The organism is Pseudoalteromonas ulvae UL12 (assembly GCF_014925405.1).
GTDB classification, from domain to species: domain Bacteria; phylum Pseudomonadota; class Gammaproteobacteria; order Enterobacterales; family Alteromonadaceae; genus Pseudoalteromonas; species Pseudoalteromonas ulvae.
This window is the reverse complement of record NZ_AQHJ01000014.1, coordinates 1-14,742: the sequence shown is the minus strand read 5'-3', so window position 1 is coordinate 14,742 and position 14,742 is coordinate 1. Positions and strand designations below refer to the sequence as shown.

Below are 14,742 nucleotides of genomic sequence, written 5' to 3'. Positions count from 1 at the left end.
ATTGTGTAAATTGCGTTGGTTCGCTTTAACTTGGATGATAAAATCGCCTTTATTCTTTGCAATTTGTTGATACAAGCCTAGGCCGTTATCAACATCAAATGCATTGAGCGCGTTGTACACATCGCCTTTCCAGCAGCCTCGAAGGGTAACTCCACCCAATTGGAAATACAATGTTAATTATTTATATTTATAGAGTTTTGTTTGTGGGCAATTTTTCAATTCAATGGGCTCAAGTCATTAATAAAAACAAAGATAAAATACTTTCATACCTTACTAGTATTTTAAAATGCCCCTACCTAGCCGAAGATGCGCTACAAGATGCCTTTCTCAGATTAAATGGGATGACAAACAAAACACCGAGGTACTGAATCCTTCCAACTTCTGTTTTCAGGTTGCTCGAGACATTGCTCTAGACATGCTGAGAAAACAAAATAGAGAAAAGATTGTCGATTTAGGATTATCACATTTAGAACAAATATCCGACGATTCGACAGACATTGAAGACGGGTATGAAAACGAACAACTCGCCAAAAAAGTAAATGATACTCTTCTTAAACTATCAAAAAGGCACCAAAATATTATTAGCTTCTATCGTTCAGGTACATTCAAGCAAAAAGATATCGCATCGGTTTACCAAATATCACCTACTTTGGTTAATTTTATGATCAAAGAAGTGATTCACAGCTGTCAAGCTGAACTTGATGTTCTATGATTTTTTGCCACATCGTTATAGTCAATATCTGGGCTTTGCTTCATTCAGAGCCAAAACTTCACTCTAGTGATGTAAGGGATGTGGCCTCGTTAATACACAAGGTGTCTTAATTCACTACGCAGCGGTGAAAACACATTCTGTGAGCACTAAATCATGGCGTTGCTGGTAATACACATCAATGACTTGCCCTTGACGGATCGCAGTTGTCAGATCGTTATTCAGAATAAAGACCAGTTTCTTATCATCAAACGATATTAAACTTGCAGCATCAAAACCAAAGAATCGTTTCACACTAGGATAAAGCGCTTTATATAAGCTTTCTTTAGCGGAGAAGATAATCGTCAAAGGGTAAGTATGAATAGCGGCCAAGTTGGCAAAGATTGCCATTTCGTCAGGATTGATAATATAATGTTGTAACTCTGACTCTTGTCTTTTCTCCATTAAACATTCGATGTCGATACCCACTCCTTTAATCTTAGGATCTTGAACGGCCATTGCCGCTGCTATACCTTTAGTGTGGCTAATGCTCGCAGTGATATGTTCAGGCCAAATCGGTGCTCTATCATCCCCATTTACAACTTGAAAGCTCTCCAGCCCATAATTTTTAAGTGCCACTTGTGCACATAACCTACCAGCAAGATACTCTGCTTGCCGCTTAACCACTGCATGACGCAGTCCTACTGGCAGCTCTATACCATAAGCAGCAAAATTCTGAATACTATAGCCGTTGACATCAAAAAAAACGCAGTGAAAGGGTAAATTTAACTGCGAAGTAAATATATCTGCACGTCTAAACCACATATCAATATTAACACTCAATTAAATGATTAACCTCCAGCATCAATAGGCAGAGGTTAACCTCGCTAAAAGATTTAAACGGATTACCTTAGCACACAAATCCAGAATCATGCACTTCGTTGGCACTACATGACGGTTATATCCGCAAGGATTGTATTGACTTTTTTAAGAACGGCTGCTGAATTTTTATCTATAAAAAAATGATCGCCAGCGACATACTCAATACTACACTTGGCGTTTGTTAAATCTTGCCATGCATTTAATTCTGTAACGCTAATATCATCCTCAGTTCCAGCTAAAACCCAAATTGAGCAGGCTAACTTTATCACATCAGAATGGTACTGTTCCGACACTTTAAAGTCAGCTCTTAGCATAGGTAGCAATAAATTCATCATTTCTGGATTTAAAAAAAAGGCTTCTGGCGTACCCTTTATAGATTTTATTAATGCAACAAATTCAGCATCAGATTTATTCCAGCTGTTATTTTGCGTTCGTGGTAAATGCGCAGCTGCACTGCCAGAAGCAATTAAATATTGCGGGAGATTTTCACCACGGATTTGTAATCGTTTTGTCAATTCATAGGCTGTTCTACTACCTAAACTATGGCCGAAAAAGACATAGGGCTTATCCAAATAGGGAGTTATCGCCTCTTGTAAACTCTCAACCAACGCATCCATGTTATCAAAAGCGGGCTCTGCTAGCCGATTAGCTCGACCGGGTGGCTGGATCAACACTAACTCTATATGCTCTGGTAAATCATTGCTCCATTTAACATAGGTCGATGCATTACCTCCGGCATAAGGAAAACAAAACAGCCGTAATGTCACGTTATTATTATTTCTTGGTTTAATGAACCATTTATTACTCATCTGCACTACCAAACTCGCTTGGTGCTAGATTTTAATGAAAAACGCCTAGCACCCTTAAAAATTTATCTCAATATTGTATTTCTAATTGAGGTTTATGTATATAAATCGATTTCTGGATTTCTGGATTTCTGGATTTCTGGATTTCTGGATTTCTGGATTTCTGGATTTCAGATAAACACCCATTTTCCATTCTCAGTAACCGATCTGCCAATGAAAAATACTTATCATCATGCGTGATAACGAGTATCGTTTTGCCTTTTTCCTTTAACTCAGGCAGCACTTCTGTATAAAAAACATCTTTAAATACCGGATCTTGATCTGCTGCCCACTCATCAAATAAGTAAAATGGTCGGTCTTCAAGATAAGCGACAACTAATGCCAAACGTTTTCGCTGGCCTTGGGAAAGCTTTTGCGTAGAAAAAGCACCCTGCTCAATCATCACTTTATGATGCAAGTTCAGATTTTGAATCAATACATTACCCTTTTCTTCTAGACTTTGATCCGAAATCGTTAATAACCGATCGAATAAATGATAATCCCCAAAGACTGTGGTGAAGAGTTGGCGATAATCATCCAGTTTTCCTGAGCTGATCAAGTGATTATCTACCATGATTTGACCTTCATTTGCTTCATAAAGGCCACAGAGAACCTTGGCAAATGTCGTTTTACCACTGCCGTTACCACCGACCAGATAAATTAATTCACCCTTTTCAATATGCAAATTAATGGGTTGCAAGCCAAATAAATCATCACTTTGTTCATGATAGTAATGATGACTTAATTGACAAAACTCTAGAGTATTAAAGTCTGTAAAGCTGGGTTGTTGATCAACAACGTCACTATCTTGCTGATCCGTTAATTCGGTGATGGTCTGTGCTGATACTTTTGCGGTCATCGCTGCCGGTATAGAGCCTAATAATACTTCAAGCGATGTCAGCATATAAAGGAACAATAAAGCAAAACCTGACATCACTTTCTGGCTGCCTGCGACATCTTATAATGAAAGAAAATACAGAGCGCCGCCAATAAATGAAAATACCGTAAAACCGCCCCAAGATGAAGCCATATGATAAATGCTGGCACCTTGAACACGCTTCTCTTTCACCTTATCTAATGCAGGTCCAAGCACGTGATCTCTAAAAAAGTTTCGTTTCGCTCGATTAAGTTTCAGCTCCTTTGCACCTTCCGTAATGGCGTCAAACTGTAAATACAAATCATCTTGTAAGTTTGCGGCTTCGCTAATTTTTTTATAAGCAACACTATTAGCAATACTGTATCCTACCGACCCAATCACCAAGGTAACCACGGCAAATAAAAACACTTGCCAATCTAACCACGCCATATAAAGAAAGGCGCCGAGTACTATCATGGCATTGGTCAAGATACTCGGTAGGCTAATGAAAAACCCTGCTACCTTTAAACTGTGCTCGGTTAAACAAGACTTAATTTTTGCAGAGCCTTCCTGTTCAATGTGTGACAACTTAGCATCAATGGTTTTACTGGCGACAAATTTTCTGAGTTCAGCTTGGCTTTGCTCACTTAAGCGCTCTGCCACCACTTTTGATATTAACTGTGATACCACGCCACCAGCCGCCAATACTGCAAATAACTGGAATTGCCCAACACGCATGTCTGTCGAAGAATTGATAATTTCATTAATCAAGGCGACAAGTGAAACACTGATTGTGCCGAAGATGAGACTACAACCTACGGTTGCAAAAAATTGCCACAAGCCAGGTCGCGTTTTCTCTCCCGTTTTTCCACTTTACTCTCCACTGCTTACTCTCAATTCTACTGGCTCATAGACGTATCTAAGGCAGAAAAATCAACAAGAAAGTTTTACTGAGATCACTCTGTTCATCACTGCAAACGAAACACGGATACCATTCCTTTAAAAATGGAGTTTTTATTAAATTTTTCTCGTGTGCTTTCGTGTTTGTGTCAGAAATATTGCAAAACGATCTATATGAACAAGGAAATCATGAAAACGACATACAGCCCGATAGCCACAGCGCTTCTTCTGTCATTATTTGGTATGGGTTCGGCCCAAGCACAAAGCAAAGTTGACACATCCGATGATATGGCGCCATTAAAAAATCTAAAGGCCCGACGGGTCTAAATTTATCGGAAAAAGACACGCTACAGGCGATTTCGATTATCGACAGCGCTACTATTGAAGAAGTGCTCAGCAATACCACGGGGTGTTCACCGCGCAGGACAGTTACGGTAGAGGCTCTAATTTATATGCCCGCGGTTTTTCTTAAATAACTTTGTTAAAGATGGTATCGCTTCTGCGTATGGTATTTTCCAAGAGTGCTATTTAGAACCTGTTATTTATGAACAAATTGAAGTCATTAAAGGTGTGCCAGGTTTTATGCAAGGCGCAGCTGCTCCTTCCGAAACCGTAAATTTGGTGAGCAAAAAAGCATCAAAAGATTTTTTGCCAATATCCAACTGCATGCTGGCTCTTGGCCCAGCTTAGGTGGCACCGCTGATATCAACGGTGCACTAACACAAGAAAAAATCCTCAGTGGCCTCTCGATGGTTTCTTATGATGCGGCAGATTCCTACCTTGATCATGAAAACCAAAATCGGTTATTTACTTAACGGTGAATAAACATCTATCCGATAACACGGTATTCGATTTAAATTATCACGCACAAAATCGAGGTGTGGACTCACCAGAGGCGCCACCAGCTATTTTTTATGTGGATGGCTCACGCACATCAGATGAGGTGAAAAAGACTGGAGCTATAACGATAACAAGCATCAAGCAATTAACACACGTTTAGTGCATGATTTTAATAAAGAGTGGTTTTTGACCGCACAGCTGCAACGTAGCGAAGCGGAGGTTGATTTAATCCGTACTTTTGCCGATATTCAACCCTTTGTCATGCCCGGCAAACAATCAGGGCTGATTGCTGAGCATATAAATTATGTTGATGATTACGTAATCAATAATGCAGCGCTGCAGTTAAATGGTCAGTTTGAGCTGTTAGGTTATACCCAGCAAATAGTTGTTACCGCTTCGCATACCGATGCTAATCGCAACAATGATTACCTCGCAGCGCCAGAGGTAGAAGGCATTGTGATGTTAGATGATTATAGCGCTAAACGTATCGACACCTCTAAGCGCCCAGCGTTTTCCAAGAGCACTGATGATGGTTTATTTGATACCACTGAAACTGGATTAGCCATTGCCACCCGTTTCCAACTGACCGACGAGCTATTTACCATTGCAGGCATTAAATTTAACCAATACGAACAACATATAATGCGCTCAGCGCGCAGACAAGATGTAAGCTTTGATGAAAATACACCCACACATTATTCCGGTGTGCTGTACTCTATTAGCGAAAACATCACGCTTTATTCAAGTTGCACCGATATTTATCGTCCGCACAGTGAGAAGTTTGATATTAACAATAAGCCACTGGATTCAGAAACAGCCAACAATATCGAGTTGGGTTTTAAATCGCCTTGGTTGAACGACAACCTCTACTTTACAGGCACATATTTTGAGACCAAAAAGAAAGATGTACCTCAGATGTTTTTAATTATAAATAGCGATAGAAAATTTGCCTACAGGCAAATTGATGGCGCGCAAACAACAGGTTATGAATTTGAAACGCGTGCGCACCTCACTAACTCTTGGCAGATCAGCGCTGGATACAGCAAGTTCGAGATTGAAAGCTCTGACGGTACAGAAATCAATACCGAATTACCACGCACCTTACTGAACATGCACAGCACTTATGATTGGAAAGATTTTACTATTGGGGTTGGCTTACAATGGCAGGATGATAAAACATATAATGCTATCACCCCACAAGATGCTTCAATGAGCAATTGGACTGGCACAAAATTCGAGGAAAATAGGTTAACTACACTTGATCTCTTTGCACATTACAACCTAACTGAACATGCAAAAATAGGTTTGAACATAAAAAATGCCACCGATAAAACCTATGTGGCAGGTTTTGATCAAACCACAAAACGCATGGCAGAACCAAGAAACTACAGCTTCTAACTACCGCCTCTAAATATAAAAAATACTCTAGGCGACACAGTGTCGCCTTTTAATCAAGCGCGTAGTATGAAATCCACCTTCATTTTACCGCCATATCCAACTGCTGGAGACTAAATCACTAATAACCTAAGCCCTAATTGTCATAACACACTAACTCCCGCCATCTCCGTTTTTAAATAAATATTTCTTATTAAATTTCTTTAGTGTGTTTTCGCCTGTATAGCAATCTTGCAAATAATACATTTTTCGTAAAAAGCAATTTTAAATGTCCACTAACATGAAAAGGAAATATGGATATCTCATGTTAACAAAAACTCATCTATACAGCGTATTATCCTTAATGTTGTCATTCATTTATATCAGCCCAGTGGCGATGGCCGAAACACCTAAAAACGATGAAGATATCGAGCGGGTGAGTGTCATGGGCAAGCAAATCAAGCGCAGTTCAAGTCCAACAGGGCTAGATTTAGCCGTGCAAGAAACACCGCAGTCAATCTCGGTTATTAATGCTGACTTTATCGAAAGTTTTGATCAAAAAAACCTTGAAGAGGTAATGCAGTAGTTGTATTAATCGAAAAGACCAATCCACTTTTATAATTAATAGATGTTGAGTGTCCATTTGTATCACTAAAAGAAGCTAGCTTATAGTCAGTATTATAAACTTCTTTATGACCATTCTCACCGAATGTAAGTTCACCCGTACCATCATTATTTAATTTGATGACATCATGAGCACCATTCCCTTCTGTACTTATATAGATACCTTTTGTTGAATCAAATTTAAAAGTTTGTTCATACCCATCAGCAGTAGTTTTTTTAACTACACTGCCTGATCCATTTTTTACTCCTTCTAAACTCAAAGATCGAATAAAGCCTAATCGCCACTGATCGTTATTGTCACCATCAAAATTACCAAGGCTGTTGTATGTTCTTAGTACATTCAGGCCAAGGCCCATTCCTTTAATTGATTCATCAGTATTTTGGACAACCAAATTCCCTGTTGCTGCATTAACATACATAGTCGAATTTGAGCGACCGATTTGACTTTCTAAAACGTCAACTTCACTGCCTAACTTATTGATTAAACTGTTAAATAAACCTAAACCATTACTAGAAAATAGTGATCTCATTTTTTACCTGAATATATTTTTATAAAACTTATGCCAACTCTTTCCTCTGATTTTTATAAAAGTTTAATTTTAAATACAATTTTTTCTAAATTTTTTTCGTGATACTAACCGTGGCGCAGGATTTAAAGTCCCTTGACTTAAAGCCGTGCGTACTCATATTTTTAATATCTATTTATCAGAAAACCACATGAACATATGTTAACGAACTAAAAGAACACACTATTTATTTTGTATTTTTTACAAAATAAAAACTGCTAATGCTTGCAAAATGGGTCGTGTCCACATATGTCTCCTGAATTGAGATCAAGAGATATTTTCAAGTACAGGTGTTTAAGCTGCTAGCCGTGGTTCAGCGGACGGTTACGCTTATTAAAATTTACTTGGTCGATACTTTTGCTATACTAAAAGTATCGAAGTTTACTAAAAGTAGTATAAATGGAAATAGAATTTGATTTTGGTGTTGTTTCATGGACAGCCAAAGAAATACGCGATAACCCTTTCCTTGGTCAAGTGTTAAATAGGTTATCTAAAGCAGAGTATGCTACAAATGAATTGTTAAAAATGGCTATTTATGAGAGAAATACAGCAAGCGCCGATTTATTCTTATCTACACTCACATCACTTATAGATGTTGATGCTAGTGGAATTGATATTTCATTCGAACTTCTGAAGATACCTGTTGTTATCGTGTCTAATACTCCATATTTCCAAGAAATTGTAGACTCATTGCTAGATAACAATGTAATGTCGCAAGCTAAACAGCTAATCGAAATTATTCTTTCATCAGACGAAAACCTGAAGCTGTCTAATAAGCGGATATGTTCAGTGGCAACTTTTCTTGGTGATGATAAAGTTGAACGTGCTCATAAATTATACAGCTTATTAAATAAGAAAGCGCAATCTAAAAAAAATAAAACTAACTCATTGGAAGTCAATCTTCCTACTTATTTAACTCCTATTAAAGATGATCTGAAAGTCGTGATTAATGAATTACAAATTTATGATCCAACAGCTCTCGGAGAGGTCCTAGCACTAAACATAATGAATTTGGAGCATCGCAATTTCATAAAGAAACAAGAAGTGAAGCTCCCTCCCCTAGAAACCAATTTTGAACTAAGCAAATATGATTATTTGAGATACAGATTTGATGTTAATCATCCGTCTGTTTCTGATACGGAGATACTCTTAAATCAGAGTGTAATGAATGGATTAAATCTTTTAGAACATCAGTTAAGGAAAAAGCCTGTATGCGGGAAACATTTTAAGCAATTTTCTATTGTTACAGGTTTAACGACTCTTGCAGGCCAAAGCTTATTTGGTGTTAGCAGTGCGGTGCTTACAAACATGAAAAATGACAGAAATAAAGATGAATTAATCCCAAAATCTTCTGCTGTTCTTTTACGTTGCTTTATAAAGTGGCCTTTTTTACTTAATTTTGTTGATATCAAGAATGTCAATGTTCATGCTATCGTAGAGCATCTCGGCAAGAAAGATAAGGTTGGTCCATTAGTTTGCCAAACTCGGTTAGCTGGAACCCGGTGGAGTGGTAAAAACGACTATGGTTCCGACCCCTCAAAAAAGAATGATGTCCCAACGCAAAGAGCTAAAAGTCTTCTTGCTGCTTTACAAGTAATTATTATGACAGGAAATCTAACAGAGTATATCGACACTATTTTACGAGTAGAATATCGCTTACGTGGTGATAAACTAGATATTTAAATCGTAAATGTTCATATGTTGGCGTTTCAACGCCAACATAATTAGGGCTTATGTTCGTCTTTGTTGACTATTTATTTTAAGGGCGTTTAAGCAACGTACTTGATATTTGACTTTTAAAGCTAATACAGAACTTCGAGCACCCTCAAGCTGAAGAACATTAAAGCTTCATATGTTTATACTTCTTTATTACCTTTTGCTCAACTCTCCAACTACCTTATCATTAGCACCATCATCTAAATCATGCTCTCGTTCTACAAGAGATTCTTGTTGTTCAGGTATGATATCTGAACTTTAGACTCGCAGTTCTCATTTGGAAATTCTTCGACTAAAAACTGTAAATGAATCAAAATGCTCGATTAAGAGCTTACTAAGGGTTATATCCCTATTAGTTGATGAATTGGCCCACAACTCTGTTGATGAAATTCAAAAACGTAAGTACTGAAACTATTGGATCAGACCAAAGGCTTAGTATCGTCATGAAACAGGCAGCTGCATTGAAAGCTTTTACCGGTCGATTCCAAGTTTAAGCCTATCAAATCAGCGACTTTCTTGATATCCGCGATGCCTTTCATTTGATTAAGAAGTTTTCATCTAACACAGCCTAAATCTAATGGGGGGTGTTATTAATATGGAACTACTTTGCAATTCAAATTACAACACCCCGATACATTGGTTAACATAGTTCTAGGATCGATATGAATCTAAACACAGTAGACTCCTAACTAAATCAATTCTTTTACTTTAAATTCAATTTTTTACGAGATATTAAGCATTCAACATGAACGAATTTGGAATCATTTTGTGAAGGTTACTGAAAGAAAGCTGAAACAGAGGATTGACACAATTCCAAATAACTTTTCCTAACTATTCGCAAAAAATTTATGTGAACAATTTTTGGATAATATCTATGGAATACCCCAGTTTTACGGTGGTACTGATAGATTAATTCTATCTACAACAATAAAAAATTTGAGCGCTAGACTTATAATTTTAGTTTTAACCAAGACAGAGCTAACTTGTAATTATAAATAATCTAGGCCACATAGCTGAGCTCCTCCCAACTTTAATACGAATTAATGGTATGCAATGCGAGCATAATAACTTCCTCATTATGTGACTTCATAAGTATTATGAATTCATTCATCAATGCGTGTTAGTTACTTAGCAACTAAATACTCCTCGGTTTTTTAAACAGTACATAATGTTTTTATAAATTTCTTTTTAATTTCCAAACAATATAAACATTAGGGTTCGCACATTCATTAGCGCTAAGCGTTTTCACTAAAGCAGCCTACGAATTCATATTTAAGAGTCATTGAATCACTCAACCCCTATTTATTATTCTATTTGATAATGTCAGACGCGTGCGACATTTTTGTATAACTCAATGAAAAACCGAATGACACTTATTGAATTTTAATGCTACATAGTATAGATTCATCGTGTCAGGCGTCTGACAAAAAGTAATTTTAATCATTAGGGTGCTTGAAATGGCAATAGTGTGTCTTGGTAATAAAAAAGGTGGCGTTGGTAAATCATTAACAGCTGTTAGTACGGCAGGAGCAATGGTGGCCCGTGCAATACGGCAGGGTAGAAATCCTGAAAATGAAGTTTGTATTGTTGATGCTGATACAAATGAATCTATCATCAACTATATTCGTAGACGAGAAGCGTATAGTGAAAAATTAGTCGCTGAAGGCAAAGAAGCCCTACCTTTTATAAAAGTTGAGCTCCGCAAACCAGATGATAGCTTAACGCGTGATTTAAAAGCCTTAGAAAAAATCTATAAGTACGTTATCGTGGATACAGGTGGTTACGAAAACAAAGCCTTTAAGAGTACCCTCGCAGTTGCTGATATTGTATATATGCCTTTTCAACCAAGCCAAGTTGATATAGAGCAACTTATTCCAACTTTGTTTGTTGCAAAACAAATCGAAGAAAATATGCAAGTTGCCATTGATGAAGACTTTAGAATCGACGCGCGTTTATTGGTTACCAAAGTTGATCACTATTCCAAAGATTTGCTTATTGAAGCAAAAGAAACATGCAAAAAACTACTTCCTTACGCTTCAATATCAAGCGTTACAATCCCGACAATTAAAAAGATTAATTCTATTCAAGATAATGGCCTGCTTTTGTCTGATGCTCAAGTAATGCATCCAAAACGTGCTGTATTTGACCAGCTACTAGATGAGATTGACGGTAATAAAGCTGTCGCATTTGAACGTGATGCATTAGTGTCAGACACGTCTGACACTAATGCATAAGGACTGAATTATGGAGTTAGATCTAAAAAAGCTCGATGCAAACAATAAGAAATCGATAGATGTTGATTTTGAAGCGCTTGATAGTGTGATAGAGAATGCAAGCTATCCATCAGAAGTTAGAACAAAAAACGATGCTTTTTTGACATTACCAAGTCGCAAAGTACCAAAAAAAACAATTCAAGTCGATCCTAAAAAGACACGATTATGGCAAGGTAATCCACGCAATTTTGCATTAGCAATTAGTATTGACGATTTACTACCAAAAATTAAAAAGTCTAAAGGTAATTTACAACCTGTTCTCGCACGTAAGCTCGCAGTGGCAGATGAAAATGGCTGTACGATTGAAGTGATCTTTGGCTGTCGTAGACGTTTGTCGTGCATAGAAGCAAACACCCTCCTTACTGCAGATTTAGTTGATATTGATGATGATGAAGCAAAGTATCTTGCTATAGAAGAAAATGAGGGTCGTCTCGATAACGACTTTATTGCTGATTGTCGCTATTTGCACTCGGAGTACGAGCGACTTAAAGTTGTAAATAACGGAAAATTATCGGTGGAAGACTTTGCGAAAATGAATGACCAAGCTCGACAAACTATGTCTGAGAAATTACACATTGCTGCATTACCTGACACGCTGTTTAATTCTGTTGTTGATGCATATTCATGGACATTAAGAAATAGTACAAAAGTAAAATCCGCCTTTAAAAAATTTGAAACGAAGGAAGATAAAGAGATATTACTTACCGAGCTTAAATCAAAACGCTTTCAAAAAGTAGACTCTTTACTTAAATTTTTTGATGAGCTCAATGGTGTTGAAAAAGTCGTTGATGAATCAGAATACAAGTTAGGTGATTCAGTTGTATCAGTAAAAAAAGACAGCAAGAATATAAAAATAAATATCCCTCTAAAAAATAGTAGCAAAGTATTTCATGAGATTGAGGCAATCTTATCAAAATACTCGATTGATTCTTAATCTAAAAGCCCCTCAATTTTGATTGAGGGGCTGACACAAAAATCATTAGGGCGCGATTACTTGTGTAGATAAAAGTATAACCCCCTTATATATTACTTCCCTCCTATTTCTTCGCCGCCTTAATCTCACCGATTGTAATTTATCTTAACTAAAAAAAGATGTTACTCACTACAATCAAGCAATAAATTGTCAGACGTGTCTGACATCAATACATTACATAAGATGACTAATAGAAGAAAAAATTGATGCCACCATTAAAGCTTAACGAAGTGATTTCATTATCAATGATAATGTAAGCATCCGGTCAATTGCACATTCCGCTAATTAATTTTCCCCCTAAAGTAGCTTCAATTTATTTAACCAGAGCTGCGCATGAGAAATTGAACTAAATGCCCTTGTGGTGATCAGATTTTTCGACCAAGAAACATAAAACTTAACTTTGTGTAGATCGCCAGACGCTCACAAAGAAAGAAGAAGGGAAGGGGAGTTTATTTAGAAAAGACTCTGTAACTAAATCTGTGTAACTGCCTATTATTAATCCTTATACAGGATTTAGGGTAGGCAATAATGAATAAAAAAGAACTCGAAGCAGCGCTTAATGCTGAACTGGACAAGCACCTTGGTTATGCTCGACATGAGCAATCACACCACTATAATTCCCACAACGGCTTCTCAGCGAAAACCATTCGCACCGAAGATGGCGAAGTCGATTTACTGCTTCAGTAAATGAGCGATAACCTGTTGTTGGTATCCATTAGAATCGCTCCATAGGGCTATTGTCCCAACAATTACCACGACGACTCATACTTTGCTCTATTTTATATCTCCATAATAACTGGCGGTAGTTTCTACTCGTATAGGTACTACCTTGATCTGAATGAAACATGACACCTTTCGGCCATCCCCTTGATTCAAATGCCATCGTTAGTGCTTTAGCTGTTAACTTCGTATCAGGCGAGTATGACATTGCCCAACCAACCGGTTTACGTGCAAATAAATCCATTACAAGCGCAAGGTAAGCCCAGCGATTTCCAGCCCAAATAAACGTAATGTCACCACACCAAACTTGATCAGGTTGAGTGACTGTGAACTGACGTTCAATCGTGTTCGGTATGGCAACATGCTCTTGCGTCGCTTGCTTATATTGATGACTCGGTAGTTGACAGCTCGCTAAGCCTTGCTCTTTCATCAAACGAGTTGCAACATAACGGCTTAATGGTAAGCCTCTGGTTGTCGCAATACCTGCGATAGTTCTAGCACCAGCAGAGCAGTTACTTTCTGCGTAAATGCTTTTCACCATTGCACGTGCTTCAACCTCTTCAGGTTTAATGCTTCTCGCTTGTTTTGCCCAATATTTATAGCTGCTGCGATGTATTTCGAATACCTCACAGCAACGTTTAACGGCATGACTCCCTTTAAGGGCTTTGATTATCGTGAACTGTTCAACGAGTCCGACATCAAGAGAGCCGTAGCCTTTTTTAATATTTCCTTTTCTTCTTCAATGCGTGCAATTCGTTTTTTAAGCTCGCGAATTTCAAGTTGCCCTGGTGTTAAAGGTGTTGCTTTGCTTGTGAAGCTTCGATTACAGAGTAACCTTTATCAACGACTAGCTGTGCACACTCAAGTCTGAACTCAGGAGTAAAATTGGGTCTTTTTCTTTTTGTCATAGTGTCACCTAAAGTTTGATGAGGTGCATGATAACACTTCTAATTAGGTGGCCTAATTAACTATGCCACTACACTTGGTTAATCATACTTATCTTTAAAATATAGAATTCATTGATAGTCATAGTACCATTAAAAAAATATATTAATAGATCCAAAATATGATCTTTAATTCTTTTGAGGCATTATTAGTATCTAATTTAAATGATTAAGATCATTTTACAAGGCGGGATTCTACTTTGCTTACAAATCCACCAAATAGCAATTCCGCCCTAAAACCACCATTCCAAGCTGCCCCTCTCCGTTTTGCCGTTAAACTGTCTTTTTTACTTTGGTGTTGGCTAATTATGTTTATTGAATAAGGCTATGTGGGCCGCCCCGTCAGGGTCGGAGATCTTTAATTTATCTTCTTTGAAAACAACATCTAATACCCAGTGAAGTCTATTCTCTATGTGCCAATGTTCGCGTATTACTTTCGCCACTAACTCTGGTTTTACCGCCAATGAACTGACATAAAAGTGAGAAGTATAACTCATTTTGTCACCTACTTTACGGCCTTTTGCGACCTCAATAACCGTTT

General features: G+C 37.6%; 12 protein-coding genes and 3 pseudogenes. 8 read left to right on the top strand and 7 right to left on the bottom strand.

The features are described from left to right. Nucleotides 1–286: 286 nt before the first annotated feature. A complete protein-coding gene (locus PULV_RS00170; protein ID WP_227009320.1) occupies nucleotides 287–712 on the top strand; it encodes a sigma-70 family RNA polymerase sigma factor in 426 nt (141 codons plus the stop codon). Nucleotides 713–826: 114 nt separating this feature from the next. Here the strand turns inward: PULV_RS00170 and PULV_RS00165 are convergent, their stop codons facing one another. From PULV_RS00165 to PULV_RS21835, 4 genes are all read right to left on the bottom strand, one after another. Next, a complete protein-coding gene (locus tag PULV_RS00165) occupies nucleotides 827–1,531 on the bottom strand; it encodes a 4'-phosphopantetheinyl transferase family protein (RefSeq protein ID WP_227009319.1) in 705 nt (234 codons plus the stop codon). 104 nt (nucleotides 1,532–1,635) lie between these two features. Beyond that, nucleotides 1,636–2,379: a thioesterase II family protein gene (locus PULV_RS00160; protein WP_193330579.1), complete on the bottom strand. Its 744-nt coding sequence runs from the start codon at nucleotides 2,377–2,379 to the stop codon at nucleotides 1,636–1,638. A gap of 67 nt (nucleotides 2,380–2,446) precedes the next feature. Then, nucleotides 2,447–3,349: a cyclic peptide export ABC transporter gene (locus PULV_RS21840; RefSeq protein ID WP_227009318.1), complete on the bottom strand. Its 903-nt coding sequence runs from the start codon at nucleotides 3,347–3,349 to the stop codon at nucleotides 2,447–2,449. A gap of 24 nt (nucleotides 3,350–3,373) precedes the next feature. After that, on the bottom strand, nucleotides 3,374–4,111 hold the full coding sequence (locus PULV_RS21835; RefSeq protein ID WP_227009317.1) for a hypothetical protein: 738 nt from the start codon (nucleotides 4,109–4,111) through the stop codon (nucleotides 3,374–3,376). 249 nt (nucleotides 4,112–4,360) lie between these two features. On the opposite strand from PULV_RS21835, the gene PULV_RS00150 reads away from it, so the two are divergent. The 3 genes and pseudogenes from PULV_RS00150 (at nucleotide 4,361) to PULV_RS00140 (ending at nucleotide 6,971) form a co-directional block, all read left to right on the top strand. Next, on the top strand, nucleotides 4,361–4,498 hold the full coding sequence (locus tag PULV_RS00150) for a hypothetical protein (RefSeq protein ID WP_193330578.1): 138 nt from the start codon (nucleotides 4,361–4,363) through the stop codon (nucleotides 4,496–4,498). A 639-nt stretch (nucleotides 4,499–5,137) separates the two neighbouring features. After that, nucleotides 5,138–6,409, top strand: a pseudogene (locus PULV_RS00145) (TonB-dependent siderophore receptor); the annotation flags it as partial. A gap of 301 nt (nucleotides 6,410–6,710) precedes the next feature. Then, nucleotides 6,711–6,971 (top strand): hypothetical protein, encoded by a 261-nt coding sequence (locus PULV_RS00140; protein WP_193330577.1) that lies wholly within the window; start codon nucleotides 6,711–6,713, stop codon nucleotides 6,969–6,971. On the opposite strand, the gene PULV_RS00135 is transcribed toward PULV_RS00140, so the two are convergent. Continuing rightward, nucleotides 6,925–7,539, bottom strand: coding sequence for a DUF6531 domain-containing protein (locus tag PULV_RS00135; protein WP_193330576.1), 615 nt, complete (start codon nucleotides 7,537–7,539; stop codon nucleotides 6,925–6,927). The two genes, PULV_RS00140 and PULV_RS00135, sit on opposite strands and share 47 nt — an antisense overlap. Before the next feature lie 435 nt (nucleotides 7,540–7,974). Between PULV_RS00135 and PULV_RS00130 the strand changes: the two genes are divergently transcribed. The 4 genes from PULV_RS00130 (at nucleotide 7,975) to PULV_RS21830 (ending at nucleotide 13,224) form a co-directional block, all read left to right on the top strand. Further along, nucleotides 7,975–9,258: a hypothetical protein gene (locus PULV_RS00130; RefSeq protein ID WP_193330575.1), complete on the top strand. Its 1,284-nt coding sequence runs from the start codon at nucleotides 7,975–7,977 to the stop codon at nucleotides 9,256–9,258. A gap of 1,490 nt (nucleotides 9,259–10,748) precedes the next feature. Continuing rightward, nucleotides 10,749–11,525 carry a division plane positioning ATPase MipZ gene (locus tag PULV_RS00125; RefSeq protein WP_193330574.1) on the top strand — a complete coding sequence of 259 codons (777 nt, stop codon included), beginning with the start codon at nucleotides 10,749–10,751 and terminating at the stop codon, nucleotides 11,523–11,525. 10 nt (nucleotides 11,526–11,535) lie between these two features. Further along, the gene (locus PULV_RS00120; RefSeq protein ID WP_193330573.1) at nucleotides 11,536–12,498 is read left to right on the top strand and encodes a ParB N-terminal domain-containing protein; all 963 of its coding nucleotides are present in this window, start codon (nucleotides 11,536–11,538) and stop codon (nucleotides 12,496–12,498) included. A 567-nt stretch (nucleotides 12,499–13,065) separates the two neighbouring features. Next, nucleotides 13,066–13,224 carry a transposase gene (locus tag PULV_RS21830; RefSeq protein ID WP_227009316.1) on the top strand — a complete coding sequence of 53 codons (159 nt, stop codon included), beginning with the start codon at nucleotides 13,066–13,068 and terminating at the stop codon, nucleotides 13,222–13,224. Nucleotides 13,225–13,255: 31 nt separating this feature from the next. Here PULV_RS21830 and PULV_RS00115 read toward each other — a convergent pair. Then, nucleotides 13,256–14,165: pseudogene (locus tag PULV_RS00115) on the bottom strand (IS3 family transposase); the annotation flags it as partial. A gap of 211 nt (nucleotides 14,166–14,376) precedes the next feature. Further along, nucleotides 14,377–14,742 (bottom strand): annotated as a pseudogene (locus PULV_RS00110) (ISAs1 family transposase); the annotation flags it as partial.